The following is a 16,207-nucleotide window of genomic DNA, read 5'->3' as shown; positions in this document are numbered from 1 at the left end:
GGTTCCCTTGGGTTCTTCTTTATAAGTTGGTGGATTTTGATTTACTTTTAGGGGTTTGTTTTTAGAAAGAAAATAGCTTGAAACTAAAAGTTTTAGGGTGTTAGGTTCCGTTTTGTTGATGTAATGATGATATAATAAGTAGGAGTTTATTTATATTCGTTTTCAGAGGTTTGGTTGTTGAGCAAGAGAATATTTCCAAAAATATACTATTATGATCAAGATTTTATTGATATCTATAATAAGAGTCTTTCCTGGATACACGATAAAATTGTTTTTCCTCAAACTTTAGAGAAGAGTAGACGAGATAAGAATTATTATTCCGAGAACCTTGACTTTATAGATCAAATGCAGGCTTGTCTTTCAAGTTTTTTTCTTGTCTACAGTAATGGAGAGTATTCTCCTGCATCTGCTATTGATAAATTTTACCAACTTCAAGAAACTTCGGGTGCGATTAGATCTCGTTACGACAAGAACAATAAGGCTATTTACATGGAAGGAAATGAAGAGGGCATTGGGTTGCCAATTTTTGCTTGGGCTGAATATAATTTATATCATAAAACAGGCAATAAGAGACGTATTTCTGATATTTTGCCAGTTCTTGATAAATATTATCGATGGATAGAGAAAAAATTTTTAAAGAACAACGGGCTTTATTCGATTGATGTAAATAAAGTTTTTTATAAAAACTCTCCTAGGAAGGAGGCATATTATCCGATTGATTTCAATTCATTTCAGGTACATAGTGCTTATTGTATTTCGAGATTGGCAGACATATTAAATGATAAAAATTTATCATTAGAGTATAAAAAAAGGTTTTTTTCCCTCAAGGCTAAGATTAACTCTTTGATGTGGGATGAGGGCGATGGGTTTTATTATGATCTTGATATTAATGAGAACATTATTAGATGTAAGACAATAGTAGGGTTCCTGCCTATGCTTTCTGAGATTCCAAGCGAAGATAGGATAGAGAGAATGGTTTTTTATTTAAAAAGTGATAAGCATTTTGGAACTCTAAATCCTTTTCCCACTCTTTCTGTTAATGATTCTGAGTTTAATCTGGACGGGAATGGGTACTATGGGTCTGTTTACACTTATATGAATTTTTTTATCATTAAGGGGCTTGAGTATTGCAGGCGTGCGACTATTGCAAGAGAATTTACTATAAGGCATTTATATTATGTCCTAGATACTCTGTTGCCCGATGGTAAGGTTAAGGGGCATATTTGGGAAGCTTATAAGCCAATGAAAGAGGGTCCGGCTTATTTTGATGTTGATAAGAAGATCCTTCCGGAAAAGGATATCATTTGTTATCTTGCGCTTTTTAGTATTAGCTTGATGATAGAAAATATTATTGGCCTTACAATTAGTTTGCCTGATAAAACCGTCTATTGGAATATACCTGCGCTTGAAGTTATGGGGATAGAGTCCTTATCTCTCAGAAGAAATCAAACCACGATCATTTGCAATAAAGGTAAGAGAGGGTGGGAAATAAAGATGGAATCTGAGAAACTTTACTACTTTACAATAAATATATTAAATAAAAAAGAGAAGACGCTACCTATACCATCGGGTAGATGCTCTATGCTTTTAGATAAGTTATAGTTAGTCGTTTTATTTTTAGTAGTTGTTGATAGTTAGAATCTTGGGAGTATTAGTATGATGGATGTTGTGTTTTTAAAGACCTTGCTTGAAGAGAAAAGATACTCTGAAATAAAAGAAGAGCTTTTAAAGTATGATGCTTTTGATATTAGTGAAACGATGAGGAGACTTAATGGTTCTGATTTAATTTTGCTCTACAGATTTCTTCCCAAGAAGGTCGCTGTTGAGGCTTTTTCTAATTTTGACCAAGCCACAAGAAATAAGTTAGCTAATTCTTTTACAAACAAAGAAATAAGTGAAATGATAGATGAGTTAAATCTTGATGATGTTATTGATCTTTTGGAGGAAGTGCCGGCAAATGTTGTGCAGAGATTTTTGGCAAGTTCTACTGAGGAGAATAGAGAAATTATTAATAAATTTTTGTCCTATAGTGATGATTCTGCTGGCTCAATAGTAACGATAGAGTACATTGAGCTTAAAGACTATTTTTCCGTTGGGGAGGCTCTTGACTATATTAGAAGGGTGGCAAAGACTAAAGAAGATGTTTATACTTACTACATTACAGATGAAGAGAAGCGGTTAAGAGGAGTTGTCAAGATTGAAGATTTAATGTTGTCTAAGGATGATGTTGTTATTTCTTCAATAATGAGAACTAGTGGATTTTACATTGTGAAAGTTAGTGATGGGAAGGAAGATGTTGCTCTTCTTTTCCAAAATCATGATATCTTAAGTGTTCCTGTTGTTGATAATGAGGGAAGGATGATAGGAATCATTGTTATTGACGATATTCTTGAAGTTGTACAGAGTTTAAATACCGAAGATTTTCATATAATGGCCGCAGTTACTCCTTTAGGCGAATCTTATCTTGATACTTCTATTTTTGACATGACAAAAAATAGAATAGTTTGGCTCTTAATTCTTATGATATCCTCTACTTTAACAGCCACTATAATTACAAGTTATCAGAATTTGATCTTGTCTTTAGTGATCCTAACTAGTTTTATCCCACTTTTGATGGACACATCAGGTAATGCTGGTTCTCAGGCCTCTGCATTAATTATTCGTGAGCTTGCTCTTGGAACTCTTAAAGTAAAAGATTTTTTTCGTGTGTTATTTAAAGAAGTGTGTGTAAGTATCCTAGTCGGTTCAATCCTTGCCAGCATTAACTTTTTAAGGGTAGTGTTTTTTGTAATTCCTGAAAATGGTGAAAGGTTTAGGATAGCTTTTGTTGTTTCTTCGTGTTTGATGATAGGCTTGACGGTAGCGAAAGTATTGGGAGGTCTTTTACCTATTTTTGCCAAGATTTTAAAAATTGATCCAGCTTTGATGGCGGGGCCTTTAATTACAACTATTGCTGATGTTATTACTTTAATTGCTTATTTTAATATAGCTAGATTGGTGCTGTATAATTATTTTTGAAGCTTAATCATATTTTTGACATTGTTAAATTGGAGGAGTTTTGATTAATTGTGCCTTTTGCAGGATAGTGAAAAACGAAGCGCCATCTTATAAGGTGTATGAGGACGATCTGGTACTTGCTTTTCTTGACATTAACCCTTTAAATGCTGGGCATACGCTCGTTATTCCGAAAAAACATAGCAATGATGTATTGGTCATGGACGATGTGCTTAATGGTAGAGTATTGGAAGTGTGTAAGAAAATAGCACTTTCTTTGAAAAAGTTGAACTCACATGGTTGTGGAGGAGTAAACATTTATACTGCAATTGGCTCTGAAGCTGGACAGGTTGTTTTTCATACTCATTTTCATGTAATTCCGAGATTTCAAGGGGATGGTTTTGGTTTTTTAAGGGGTTCTAACGTTAATCTTTCCAGAGATGAATTTCTGGATTTATCCAAAAGGATAGGTCAAAATATTTAATTTTTATTTGGTTTTAAAAGATGCTAATTTGCGTATGTGTTGGTTTTTTATAATAAGCGTGGCTGAGTTTTGTGCCTTTTCCATAGTAGGTACTTTTCTGCAGATGCAAGATTTTTATCAATTTATACGCCTTATGCATGCATAGGGAAGTTGTTTTTGTGTTAACGGGAGCAAATGACATAAAAGAGCTCATAAGGTTCCATGACAATTTTGAGCTTCGTGATATTTCAGCATCAGTTTATTGTATACTAATTATTTTTTGCTCCCAACATGGCGATATTTAGTTTAACTATTTTTTCGATGCGTTAAGGCAGTACGCCTAGACTTTAGGTGCCATTCTCATGTTTATTTGGGTTATGTGGATGACAGAAATCATTTTGTCGTGGGACTTGATTTTTATCCAAGAGCTAATTTGGGATTTGTCTACTAGGGTAGGTGATCTCACCGATCCTTCATGACAACCCTTTGCTTTGCTATCTAGCCAAATGTGCGGAGTGTCTGTGGGATTCATCTAGCAGGATAACATATAATCCACTTGCTCCTGTATTCTTGACTGTGAATTATGTTTTAATTGTTCGAATGAAAAACATCATGAGGGGTAGGTTAGGTTTTCTTCCCTTATGCTTGTTAGTATCTTTAAATACTGAATAGACTCGTATTTTGCCATGTTCAGGTTGTGGTCTTGATAATTCCCGCATTCTTTCTCAGTTGCACCTATATCTGTAAGGTTTCCTTGAAAATTTGCTATTTTTGTGAAAAGCCAGGATATTAATTCAACAAGGTCTCTGCTCTCATAATCTCCTGAAAGTATTAGATAAAACCCAGTCCTACAACCCATCGGACCAAAGTATAACGTTTTTCCCCCCCAATCCTGATGATTTCTAATTAGCGTTGCGCCTATATGTTCAATCGTGTGTATCTCTGCGTTATTTATCACGGGCTCTTTATTAGGAGCCTTCATTCTGATATCTATGGTAGTAAATGTTACGTTTCTAAAAACATCTTTCCTTGAGACGTATATACCAGGATTTAGTCTTGTGTGATCAACCTCAAAGCTTGATATTTTATTCATATCTTAAATTCCTCCCTAATTTTGTCCACAAAGTCTAGCCTCTCCCATTCTAGTTCACTTTTTCCAAAGTGCCCATATGTGGATGTTTTAGAATAAATAGGCTCCCTTAGTCTTAATTTCCTTATTATACCATCGGGAGTTAGATCAAAGTTGTTCATAATAAAGTTTAATATCCTATTCTCATATGCATCGTCGTTTATTCCCGTGGTTATCTTAACGGATACTGGATTAGAGATTCCAATAGCATAAGCAAGTTGTATTTCAAATTCCCTAGAAATACCCGCTGCTACCATGTTCTTGGCAATATATCTTGCCATATAAGCAGCCGAACGGTCAACTTTAGTGGCATCTTTTCCGCTATAAGCCCCCCCCCCATGTCTTGCAAAACCACCGTAGCTGTCAGCGATAATTTTTCTCCCCGTAAGACCGGTATCCCCAGTAGGACCGCCAATAACAAAATTTCCGGAAGGATTAATGTAGTATTTAATATTATGATTAAACATTGATTTGTCTTGAAGTGTGGGTTTTATAATTTCTTCAATTATTGTTTGGCGAATGGAATCCTGGGAAATATTGGGGTCGTGTTGGTGAGAAACAACAATGTTGCTTATTCGAGCAGGATTTTTATCAGAATTATATTCAATGGTAACTTGTGATTTTGCATCAGGACGTAGCCATTTAATTATTCCTGTTTTTCTAAGCTTACTGGCTCTTTGCAAAATTAAGTTAGACAATTCGTATGCTATGGGCAGGAAATTTTCAGTTTCATTGCAAGCATAGCCAAATATTATCCCCTGATCCCCCGCACCAGTAGCCTTTGTGTCTTTTCTTTCAACTGCATTTGTAATATCTGTTGACTGATATCCAATAGCGTCGATTATTGTAACAGATTTGTAGTCAAGACCGTACTCTATGTTTGTATATCCAATATTTTTTATTATGTGCCTAGCAATTGCTTTTATGTCTATGTCTTTTCTTGCCGTGCTATTTATTTCTCCTGCTATGACCGCTAAATTTTGTGAAATTAATGTCTCACATGCAACTTTAGCCATTTTGTCTCTCTTCAGTATCTCATCAAGGATTGCATCAGAGATCTGGTCTGCAATTTTGTCAGGATGTCCCTCAGACACAGCCTCAGAAGTTGATATCTTATTTATCATATTGAATCCCCTTCCATGAGGCCAATAAGTTCTTCTACCATTCTAGCTGCATTTGTAGATGCGATTTTTAGGAATTTATCAAAATCTATGTGATTATCTTTGATATTCGGTAAGTCAGATATAGAACGTGTAATGATGAAAGGTATTTTAAATGTGTGTGCAACTTGTGCAATAGCAGCCCCTTCCATTTCCACAGCCAAAGCATCTGGAAAGTTGCGCTTAATTGTATCTAGTTGGTTTTTGTCTCCAATAAATTGGTCTCCTGTAAGTATCAAACCAATATGAGCGCTGATGCCCTTGATTTTGTCTTCTATAACCTTAACTGATTTTTTAAGTAAACCTTCATCTGCTTTAAATCTTTGAGGTAACCCCGGAACCTGTCCCACGTTATGTCCAAACCTAGTTAAGTCAAAATCATGAAATGCTACTTCCGATGATACTATTATGTCTTTAATCCTAAGGGAAGAGTCCTCCTTTATTCCACCAGCCGTTCCTGAGTTGATTATGTGGTCTATTTTATATTTTGATATAACATAACTAACCCAGGAGGCAGCGTTTACCTTTCCAATACCAGTAGTTAAAGAGATTACTTCATGTCCCGAAATCCTTCCCTTATAAATCTTTTTCTTCCCCAGATAGTCATCCAATGTAATTTCTTGCCTATCGTTAATTATCGCATTTACTTCTTCTGCTTCTGCATCCATTGCAGATGTGATTAAAACCATACTTTCTCCTTTATATTTCCTTTAAAGAGTATTTTTTTAAAAGAAATTCTATCTCGCCTTGTCCGAGTATTTTCTTAATTCCTGTTTCCGTTTTGGGTATCGATTTTATGTAGTCTTGGCCTTCATTAGTGGGCACAACCTTGTCATCTCTGATTATGTACTTTATATATGGGTAATTAAGGTTTTCCTCATTGACTTTGACTATCTTGGCAATCGATTTATCGTTAAGTTCTACAATAAAATCTAGCGGACATTGAGAGAGTACCTTAATAATTAATTTTAAAACCCTCTTGTCGAATTTCTTATCAGCATCCTGTATTAACTCTATAAGAGATGCACCAGAGTTTAAAGATTTCCTATATGTTTTATCCAAGATAATTGCGCTATACGCACTAGCAGCCCCAATTATATTTGACTCAATACTAATATTTTCACCCTTAAGCTTTTTAGGGTAACCCGAGCCATCCAAATTTTCTTTATGACCTAGTAAAGTTGAACAAATAGAATGTGAAAAATCAGTCGCTGATATGACCTTATAACTGAGTACAGGGTATTTTTTTATCATTTCAAACTCTTCAGCACTCAGTTTTTCCTGCTTTCCGCTTATCTTTAAAGGGATAAATAGGAAGCCTATTTTATGAAGAAGAGCCACTGTGCACAGCTCAACCGTCTTGTGATTATTTAAATTCATCTCACTTCCAAGCGCGACCGTTAGTATGGCAGTGTTTACCGAGTGTACAATGTGGTAATCGTATAAGAAGTTGGGTGCTTTTATATACCTTATGAACGTTTTTTGATTCTTCTTGTAAAACTCTATTACTTTTTTCGCGATCGGTAGGACGTCCTGATAATAAATCTTCTTATTTTTCTTGCAGGTTTCATATACTTCTTCCAAATTGCTCACTAGCATGTGATAGCTTGAAACTGATTCCTTATCACACTCCGGATGTGCTAACATATTCCCTTCGTTCATTAGTGATTCATCAAAGAAGTTGATTTTTTCGTGAAGCTCTTCTCCCAAGTCCCATTTTTCAACCAGTTCAACATTCCTAGGCTTTAGAACAGAATTCTCAGGCCACACCAAAAAGTCCTTTTCTACCACGTAAGAAAAAGACCTCACGCCCTTTGCCAATCGATCAAGGCCACCCATCTTTCCTCTTAATTTTAAACTGTTAATAAATATGTATAACACATTATCTATTAATTGTCTATCATGTTTAGTACAATGTAGCTATATACTTCAACTGTGTAATTTAATTTGTTTTTAAAGAGATTTTAGTGGTAGATAGGGTACTTTTAATTTTTAATGTCATGTTTGTCGGCTTTTTTGTGTGTTTGATTTTTTTTCTAGAAATTTTAAAATATTTGAGTTTATTAGATTTTATTCTCTTTCATTTTCATGTTATTTTAGGATTTATTCTGCTTATGTTTATTTTTAATATTTTTTATTCCAAATTTCTTTATTCAAGATTATATTTTGTATTTAATGGAGTAGATAGTACTTATGCCTTTTTAAAGCTTAAGATACTACGGAAGAGACTCAAGAGTGTGTTTGATATTTCTCTTTGTTTAAAAATGATTTTAATCAGGCAAGACAAAAAGAGTCTTGATGAGATTTATCTTTATTTGAAAGATAGCAAGATTAGCAACAAAACAATAGTGGAACTTTATTCTGTACTCATTAGTTTTAGGGAAAAAGAAAAGGCATCTAGTTTGATTTTAAAGTACGCAAGTAGTAGGAATAGGTGGGTAGAATATTGCGTAGCACTTAGTATGATTTCTTTCAAAGAATATGAAAAATTGAGCGAGACACTAGACCTTTTAAAGAAATTTTTCTTAAAAGAGCCAATTTTTACAATTTACTATTATTATGCGCTAAAGCGTTCTAATGCAGGGCCTAATTTGATTGAAACCGTTAAACTTGATATTAGGGATAAGTATTTTAAATATAGGGATAAACTGAACGCTAAACATGCAAAACTTTTGGGTTCAAACTTATTTTTTGTAGTTTTTTATTACATCTATGATAGCGCAAAGAAGGATATTTTTTATTAAGGGAGGATAGATTTTGAATGTAAGAGTTAGATATGCACCCTCTCCAACGGGCTTGCAACATATTGGAGGAATTAGAACGGCCTTATTTAATTATTTTTTTGCCAAGTCTTGTAGTGGGAAATTTTTGCTCAGAATTGAGGATACTGACCAGACGAGGTATTTTAAAGAGGCCGAAGATGACCTTTATAGAAGTTTGGAATGGCTTGGTATTGATTTTGATGAGGGACCCACGTGTGGTGGCCCGTATGAGCCTTATGTCCAGTCAAAGAGAACGGCAATATATGATGAATATGCTAGGAAATTGATAGAATCAGGGAGTGCTTATTATTGTTATTGCACTCCGGAGAGGTTAGAGAGGATCAGGAAGATCCAGGCTCTTAATAAGATGGCAACAGGGTATGACAGACATTGTAGAAATTTAAGTGAAAGGGAGGTGCGAGATGCTTTAAATTTAGAAATAAGACCTGTTATTAGATTTAAAGTTCCTCTTGATGGGGAGACTAGTTTTGATGATATTTTGCTCGATAGGGTAACATGGTTAAATAAGGATATTAGTCCTGATCCTGTTATTCTTAAGTCTGATGGCCTTCCAACTTATCATCTTGCAAATGTTATTGATGATCATTTAATGAAGGTATCGCATGTCTTAAGAGCGCAGGAATGGGTGGCTTCAGGGCCTTTGCATGTTCTTCTTTATAACGCTTTTGGATGGACTCCTCCCATTTATTGTCATCTTCCCATGGTAATGGGTAGTGATGGACAAAAATTGAGTAAAAGGCATGGTTCTACGGCTTTAAGACAATTTATTGAGGATGGGTATCTTCCAGAGGCCATTATTAACTACATTACTTTGCTTGGGTGGTCTTATGATGATAAGAAAGAATTCTTCACAAGTGATGAGCTTCAAAAGCTTTTTTGCCTTAAGAAGATAAATAAATCTCCTGCTATTTTTGACTATCACAGACTAGATTTTTTTAATAGTCATTACATTCGAGAGAAAAAAGATGAGGAATTGGTTAGTCTTTTGCTTCCTTTATTGCAAAAAGTAGCCTATATTAAAGAAGATGTTAAACCTGAAGACAGGGAAATATTAAGACTTTTAATTCCCCTTATAAAGACAAGAATTAGAAAGCTTAGCGAGGCTACGAGTATGCTTAAGTTTTTTTACGAAGATATTAAAGTGTGGAATTTAGATGAGTTTTTGGGGAAGAAGAAAACAGTAGGCGATATACTTTTGATTTTAGACAAGATTAAGCCAATATTGAAGGGATTTGAAACAAGGACATCAGCTGAGAACGAAAAAGTGTTTAACGACTTTGCTAGGGACAGCAACCTGAAGTTGGGGGAAGTTCTTCTTCCTATTAGGATTGCGGTACTTGGTAGCAAGGTGTCGCCTCCTCTTTTTGATTCTTTAAAACTACTTGGAAAAGATAAGGTTTTTGATAGAATAAAACTAGCTCAAGGATTTTTGAAAAGACATGAACGGCAAATATAATACATTTTAAGGATATTGATATGACAAGGATGGAAGATATTATTGCACTTGCTAGGAGGAAGGGTTTTGTATTTCAATCTTCAGAAGTTTATGGAGGGCTTTCGGGGGCATGGGACTATGGGCCTTTAGGTGTTGAACTTAAAAATAATGTACAGAGGGAATGGTGGAAAAATATGGTTTACTTGCATGAAAATGTGGTGGGCCTGGATAGTGCTATTTTTATGAGGCCTGAAGTTTGGGAAGCCTCAGGGCATGTTGATAGTTTTTCAGATGCATTAGTTGACTGTAGGAATTGTAAAAACAGATTTAGGGTGGATTTTGTTGATGTATCTGAGAATTGTCCCAGTTGTAATAAGGGTAGTTCTTTTACAGATCCGAAAAATTTTAATCTAATGTTTAAAACCAATATTGGGGCTGCAAAAGAGAGTTCGAGTGAAATTTATTTAAGACCGGAGACGGCTCAAGGTATTTTTGTTAATTTTAGGAATGTATTAGATTCTACAAGACTTAAGATTCCTTTTGGCATAGCTCAGGTTGGTAAAGCATTTAGGAATGAAATAATAACTAAAAATTTTATATTCAGAACTTGTGAGTTTGAACAAATGGAAATGCAGTTTTTTGTGCACCCTGGGCAGTTGGATGATTGGTATTATTATTGGAAGCAAAATAGAATGAATTTTTTTGTGGAAACTCTTGGAATAAAGTCGGACGGTCTCAGGTTGAAAGAGCATGGAGCAGATGAACTTGCGCATTATGCTAAAGAGGCTGTTGATATTGAGTATGAATTCCCGTTTGGTTTTAAGGAGATTGAGGGAATTCATAATAGGGGTAACTATGATCTGACTCAGCATGCTAGGTTTTGCGAAAAGTCTAAATTGTTTGAATATCATGATTTAGTAAGTGGGGAGAGGTATATTCCTTATGTTATTGAGACATCGCTTGGGCTTACAAGGAGTATTTTAATGATTCTTTGTGATGCTTATATACACGAGGAGCTTGAAGGTGGGGATAAGCGAACAGTTTTAAGACTGCATCCTAGGATTGCGCCTTATAAGGTTGCTATACTTCCTCTTGTAAAAAAAGATGGCCTTGATGATCTTGCCAGGAGAGTGTTTATGGAGCTCAGTGATGATTTTTATATGTTTTATGATGACAGTGGCACAATTGGCAAGAGATATAGGCGTCAAGATGAAATTGGAACTCCTTATTGCGTAACAATAGACTACGATACTATGGAAGATAGGACAGTTACCTTAAGAGAAAGGGATCGTATGACTCAGGTAAGGATTTCTCTTAACGAGTTATACTCCTACATTAGGACTGAAATGTTAAATTATAGGGGGAGTTGCAAGTAGATGAATCTTGCCCTGGGTATTTTAAATAAACGAGGATTCTTAAAACAGTGCACAAATTTGGGGGCTTTAAGTGATTTGATGAATAGGGAGAGGATAGTTTTTTATGTGGGATTTGATGCCACCTTTAGTTCTCTTCATATTGGACATTTGGTTCCCATTATGGCAATGATGCATCTGCAAAAGCAAGGACATGTTCCTATTGCTTTGGTTGGTGGAGGGACTACGAAGATAGGCGATCCTTCTGGCAAGAATGAGATGAGAAAAATTTTATCGGAAGAGAATATAGAAAGAAACGTTAATGAGGTAAAGAAACAGTTGTCAAGGATAGCGGGTTTTGGCGGTGGTTGTGTTTTTGATAACTCGGAATGGCTTGACAGTATTAATTACATCGAATTTTTAAGGGATATTGGAGTGCATTTTTCTGTTAATCGAATGTTAGGGTTTGAGACTTATAAAAGAAGATTGGACTCTGGTCTTTCGTTTATTGAGTTTAATTATCAGCTTTTGCAGGCTTATGATTTTTATATGCTAAATAAGATTAAAAATTGCAATCTTCAGATGGGTGGGGATGATCAGTGGGGCAATATTGTTTCCGGAGTTGAGTTAATAAGGAGGAAGAAGGGAGGTGAGGTTTTTGGGCTCACATTTCCTCTTATTACGCGCAGTGATGGGGGGAAGATGGGAAAAACAGAAAAGGGAGCTGTTTATCTTGATTTAGGGCTTTACAGTGTTTATGATTTCTATCAATATTTTAGGAATGTTCCAGATTTAGATGTTAAGAAATTTTTGTATTTATTTACCTTTTTAGAAGATGATGAGATTGAGAGTCTTACAAGTTTGGGGGGGAATTTATTAAACAAGGCAAAAGAAGTTTTGGCTTTTGAAATAACAAAGATTGTACATGGAGAGGAAGCTTCCTTAAAAGCAGCAGAGGCAGCTTCTGCTGCTTTTAAAGGGGTTGGAGACAGAGCCAATATTCCCTTTTTTAAGTTGGGGTTAGCTAATTTAGAACGGGGAATTTTATTGGTTGATTTAATGATTCTTGCAAAAGTTGTATCTAGCAAGTCGGAAGGCAGAAGGTTAATTAACTCAGGTGGAGTTTATATAGATAAGATAAGAATAGGGGATCAGGATTATTGTCTTACTGTCAAAAATTTTACTAATGGTGAGCTTGAAATTAGGGTTGGCAAGAGGAAAGTTTTAAGAATTATTTTATAATCGGTGTTCCATGTATAACAGGAGAGCTTTAAATAATTTATTTTTTAGGTCATTTCTGTTTTTTATGGAGCGTCGACATGGCGTCTTTACGGAAGAGCATGTTTTCCATAGTTTAATCAATGATGATAAGATTAGGGAACTTCTTGAGTTGTGCACTCTTGATTTTTACAATCTTGATAAAATACTAGAAGAGTTTTTCAATAAACTTCCCTTAAGGAAATCTAATGTTTCAGATTATGCTTTCAAGATAAATGATTTGTATCAGGAAATAATTAGTACGATTTTTTATTATAAGAAGCCTTATAAAATACAAGAGAAAGATTTGCTATGGGTATTGGTTAGAAAAAGACAAAATACGATTTTGGATGCCTTGCTAAAGTCGGGCTTTAATTTAGCTATCTTTGATAAGATGATTGAAGTATATGATTACTTGGGTGCAGACTCGAATTTGGGATTGGTTGGGAATGAAAGAACAGGCCCTGCTTGTGTGGATGATAAAAAGATAGATAAAGAGGGAGGTTTTGATATTTTTCAGGAAGAGCATTTCAGGTTGGAAAATGATAATAGTTCGTTGGACGATAGTAGTCCTGTTGAAGGGTTTCTAGTAAATGTTATTGATAGTTTGGATCCAAAGTTAGAACAAAATCCTTTAATAGGGCGCGATAGAGAATTGAACAAGTTGATTCAAGTAATGCTGCGTAGACATAAAAGTAACCCAATCTTGATTGGAGAGCCTGGTGTTGGAAAAACAGTATTAATTCAAGGACTTGCTTATATGATAAAAGTGGATAAGGTGCCTCAGGAGTTGAGGGGGTATGGGCTGTATGCTCTTGGTATTGGCAAGCTCATATCTGGGACTAGATACAGAGGAGACCTTGAAGATAGGGTAAATAAAGTTTTAGATTTTTTGTATTTAAAAAAGAAAACAATTCTTTTCATAGATGAAATTCATATGATAGTTGGCGCTGGTGCCACCTCTTTTAGTAGCATAGATATTTCAAATTTATTAAAACCTATTTTGACTTTAGGAAAAGTGAAATTTATAGGTGCTACTACAGAATATGAATATAAAAAGTTCTTTTTAAGAGACAAAGCGTTGGCAAGAAGGTTTCATAGCATAGAACTTAAAGAACCGGGATTTGAAGACACTTATCTTATATTGAAGGGGGTTAAGGGGCAGTATGAAAAACACCATAATGTAGAGTATACAGAAGGGGCGATACGGGCTTCCATTACTATGTCTTGTAAATATATTAAGGATAAATTTCTTCCTGACAAGGCTTTTGATTTGTTAGATGAGCTTGGAGCCAAATTTAAGCTTGAGAATAACAAGAAAATAATCACTGAAAATGATGTTAAGGATTTTATTAAATCTATTGTTGACACAAGTATTTTTAATTTGGAGGATCATGATGATGTTTTTTTTGTCAGCCTAGAAAATAAAATAAGAGAGAGCGTGATAATTAATGAAGATGTTTTGTCTGACTTGATATTAAACATAAAGCTTTTAAAGGTCAAATTTTTGTTTGAAAGCAATGCACTTGGGATTTTTGTTTTTATGAGCTCTTCTGATCTTGATAAGGATAAACTTTTGTGTATTTTATCAGAAGAACTTAAACTCCCTAGGTTTACTCTGGGGATGAGTGAGTACAGTGATTTTGATGCTATTAATAGACTAATAGGCCCTATGTACGCCTCCGATTCCTATGATGAGCCTGCTAGGTTTTTTAAATTTTTAAGCAGATATTCAAGTTCAGTTATTTTTTTATCGGATTTTGACAAAGCTCATAAAAGAGTCATAGATTTTTTTTCTCAGGGATTTAGTACTGGAAAATTTTGTGACAGCTTTGGCAGAAATTTTAGTTTGTCAGATAGTATAATAATAGTAGATATTAATACGGAAAGTAGAGAATTTAACAGCATTGGATTTAAAAATGAGATAGCAAGCGGGAGGAGTCTGCTAGAGAGGAGGTTTTCCTCTCAATTTTTGGATTTGGTTGATCATATTTTTTTCTTCAGGCCTGTGGATGAGAGTGGTTTTGAACAGGTTATTAGGGAAGAGATTAATCACTTTGTTAGGTTATTAAAGGAGAAGGAGATTAATGTTTTTTTTGAAGAAAGTATTTTAGGTTATTTTAAGAGTAAGACATACGGAAGTGGATTTGGAATTAAGAGCGTAAGAAAGATTGTAATCAAGGAGATAGGGAGTTTGTTAATTAATGAGATGAATTTAAAAAAAATAAAGAAAAATGATAGAATTAGGATCTACCTTGAGGACAGGATGAGATATGAGTTATTATGATCATTTAGAGGTGTATAAATGAAAATAGCGATAATTGGGGCAGGAGCTTGGGGAACAGCTGTTGCTAGGGTGTTGGCGGATAAGGTACAAAATAATGTATTATTATGGTCTTTTGAGGAGTCTGTCAAGGATAGTATCAATAATGAGCATGAAAATGTTAAGTATCTTAAGGGAATTAGATTACCAGATAATTTGGTTGCAACTTCTGATTTAATTGACGCTGTGAGCTGGGCTGAGTATGTTTTTATTGCAACTCCTTCTCTTTACACTTTGGGAATTTTTAAGAGTATAAAGAATATTATTACTAACGCAACGCCTAATTTGGCAGTACTTACTAAGGGCTTTGTAACTATTGATGGAAAACCTTGTCCTATTGTGGAGGTTGCAGAAAGTATTTTGGAAGGATATAAGCATAGGATTGTTTATATTACAGGTCCAAGTCATGCTGAGGAAGTTGGTCTTGGTGTAGTTACGGGTCTTATGGCTGCTAGCAAAAGCAAGGATCATGCTTCTGCATTTATAAATTTATTTAGTGGTACTTCCATTTCCGTGTTTTATAGTGATGATGTTTTGGGTGTTCAGATAGCAGCAGCCTTGAAAAATGTATTTGCAATTGCTTTTGGAATTTTGGATGAGTATAGGGGCAAGAATCCAAATTTGATAGGAGATAACACAGAATCTTTTTTATTTTCAGTTTCTTTAAACGATATGAAAAACATTGCATTTAAGATTGGCGATTGCGATAAGGACACATTTTTATTCATAGCTGGTTCTGGAGATCTGGATGTTACTTGCCGGAGTGCCTTTGGAAGAAATAGACGATTTGGTCGTGAAATTGTTAGCAAAAACATTTTAAATGGTTTTGCAGGAATAGATGACTTAATAAATAACATACATAAAATTGGCTATTTTCCAGAGGGATTAGTTGCTGCTAAAGAAGTATCTTTGCTTTTAGATCATGGTTTAAGTATCCAAGGGTTAGCAGGTGTTGTTTACAGGATACTGAACAAGGAGGCAAGCCCAGAGGCTGTTATTGAGTATATAAGGAACTTTAAATATTAGGACCCAATAGGGCCCCCTAATTTGTGTGATTACTCATCATATATAGAATATTGTTGTAAACATCTTCAATTATTTCAAAGTTCATTACGACCTCTGTAAATTCTTTTGATTTAATTGTTCCTATTATGTTTTTGTCTTCTGTTAAATTTTCTCTTTTAACTAGTGAGTTGCTGTCAACTAGTATTTTTATTCTAGTAATATCTTTCTCGATTTCTTTAATGTTTACAATTCCACCAAAACACTCTACGATATGTTCCGATGTTTTTATTGCTTTTTCATTCATAG

The 16,207-nt window shown here is 34.7% G+C and carries 14 protein-coding genes; 9 read left to right on the top strand and 5 right to left on the bottom strand.

Features of this window, described 5'->3' with window-relative positions; translation table 11 throughout:
• The first annotated feature begins 177 nt into the window (after nt 1-177).
• The 3 genes from LKV13_RS01880 to LKV13_RS01870 are packed head-to-tail and all read left to right on the top strand — an operon-like array spanning nt 178 to nt 3,478.
• Nucleotides 178-1,602, top strand: coding sequence for an MGH1-like glycoside hydrolase domain-containing protein (locus LKV13_RS01880; RefSeq protein WP_229088922.1), 1,425 nt, complete (start codon nt 178-180; stop codon nt 1,600-1,602).
• Between the two features lie 54 nt (nt 1,603-1,656).
• Entirely contained in the window at nt 1,657-3,018 is a 1,362-nt protein-coding gene (mgtE, locus tag LKV13_RS01875; RefSeq protein ID WP_229088921.1) for a magnesium transporter, read from the top strand.
• Between the two features lie 40 nt (nt 3,019-3,058).
• On the top strand, nt 3,059-3,478 hold the full coding sequence (locus tag LKV13_RS01870; protein ID WP_229088920.1) for an HIT family protein: 420 nt from the start codon (nt 3,059-3,061) through the stop codon (nt 3,476-3,478).
• A 589-nt stretch (nt 3,479-4,067) separates the two neighbouring features.
• On the opposite strand, the gene LKV13_RS01865 is transcribed toward LKV13_RS01870, so the two are convergent.
• From LKV13_RS01865 to LKV13_RS01850, 4 genes are read right to left on the bottom strand one after another with little or no spacing between them, the layout of a single operon-like run.
• Nucleotides 4,068-4,550: an S-ribosylhomocysteine lyase gene (locus LKV13_RS01865; RefSeq protein ID WP_229088919.1), complete on the bottom strand. Its 483-nt coding sequence runs from the start codon at nt 4,548-4,550 to the stop codon at nt 4,068-4,070.
• Nucleotides 4,547-5,710 carry a methionine adenosyltransferase gene (gene metK, locus LKV13_RS01860; protein ID WP_229088918.1) on the bottom strand — a complete coding sequence of 388 codons (1,164 nt, stop codon included), beginning with the start codon at nt 5,708-5,710 and terminating at the stop codon, nt 4,547-4,549. Before metK ends, LKV13_RS01865 begins: the two co-directional genes overlap by 4 nt.
• Nucleotides 5,707-6,435: a 5'-methylthioadenosine/adenosylhomocysteine nucleosidase gene (locus LKV13_RS01855; protein ID WP_229088917.1), complete on the bottom strand. Its 729-nt coding sequence runs from the start codon at nt 6,433-6,435 to the stop codon at nt 5,707-5,709. Before LKV13_RS01855 ends, metK begins: the two co-directional genes overlap by 4 nt.
• A 10-nt stretch (nt 6,436-6,445) precedes the next feature.
• On the bottom strand, nt 6,446-7,585 hold the full coding sequence (locus tag LKV13_RS01850) for an HD-GYP domain-containing protein (RefSeq protein ID WP_229088916.1): 1,140 nt from the start codon (nt 7,583-7,585) through the stop codon (nt 6,446-6,448).
• A gap of 128 nt (nt 7,586-7,713) precedes the next feature.
• On the opposite strand from LKV13_RS01850, the gene LKV13_RS01845 reads away from it, so the two are divergent.
• The 6 genes from LKV13_RS01845 to LKV13_RS01820 are packed head-to-tail and all read left to right on the top strand — an operon-like array spanning nt 7,714 to nt 15,922.
• Nucleotides 7,714-8,490: a hypothetical protein gene (locus tag LKV13_RS01845; protein WP_229088915.1), complete on the top strand. Its 777-nt coding sequence runs from the start codon at nt 7,714-7,716 to the stop codon at nt 8,488-8,490.
• 13 nt (nt 8,491-8,503) lie between these two features.
• Nucleotides 8,504-9,985 carry a glutamate--tRNA ligase gene (gene gltX / locus LKV13_RS01840; RefSeq protein ID WP_306701179.1) on the top strand — a complete coding sequence of 494 codons (1,482 nt, stop codon included), beginning with the start codon at nt 8,504-8,506 and terminating at the stop codon, nt 9,983-9,985.
• A 20-nt stretch (nt 9,986-10,005) separates the two neighbouring features.
• The gene (locus tag LKV13_RS01835; RefSeq protein ID WP_229088914.1) at nt 10,006-11,340 is read left to right on the top strand and encodes a glycine--tRNA ligase; all 1,335 of its coding nucleotides are present in this window, start codon (nt 10,006-10,008) and stop codon (nt 11,338-11,340) included.
• Entirely contained in the window at nt 11,341-12,558 is a 1,218-nt protein-coding gene (gene tyrS / locus LKV13_RS01830) for a tyrosine--tRNA ligase (protein ID WP_229088913.1), read from the top strand.
• 10 nt (nt 12,559-12,568) lie between these two features.
• Nucleotides 12,569-14,860 (top strand): AAA family ATPase, encoded by a 2,292-nt coding sequence (locus tag LKV13_RS01825; protein WP_229088912.1) that lies wholly within the window; start codon nt 12,569-12,571, stop codon nt 14,858-14,860.
• 18 nt (nt 14,861-14,878) lie between these two features.
• Nucleotides 14,879-15,922, top strand: coding sequence for an NAD(P)H-dependent glycerol-3-phosphate dehydrogenase (locus LKV13_RS01820; RefSeq protein ID WP_229088911.1), 1,044 nt, complete (start codon nt 14,879-14,881; stop codon nt 15,920-15,922).
• A gap of 16 nt (nt 15,923-15,938) precedes the next feature.
• On the opposite strand, the gene LKV13_RS01815 is transcribed toward LKV13_RS01820, so the two are convergent.
• Nucleotides 15,939-16,205: a PTS transporter subunit EIIB gene (locus tag LKV13_RS01815; protein WP_229088910.1), complete on the bottom strand. Its 267-nt coding sequence runs from the start codon at nt 16,203-16,205 to the stop codon at nt 15,939-15,941.
• Nucleotides 16,206-16,207: the final 2 nt, after the last annotated feature.

The sequence above is a fragment of the Candidatus Borrelia undatumii genome (assembly GCF_020882015.2).
Taxonomy (GTDB): domain Bacteria; phylum Spirochaetota; class Spirochaetia; order Borreliales; family Borreliaceae; genus Borrelia.
Note: the sequence above shows the minus strand (reverse complement) of the source record. Positions and strands in the feature narration are given on the sequence as shown.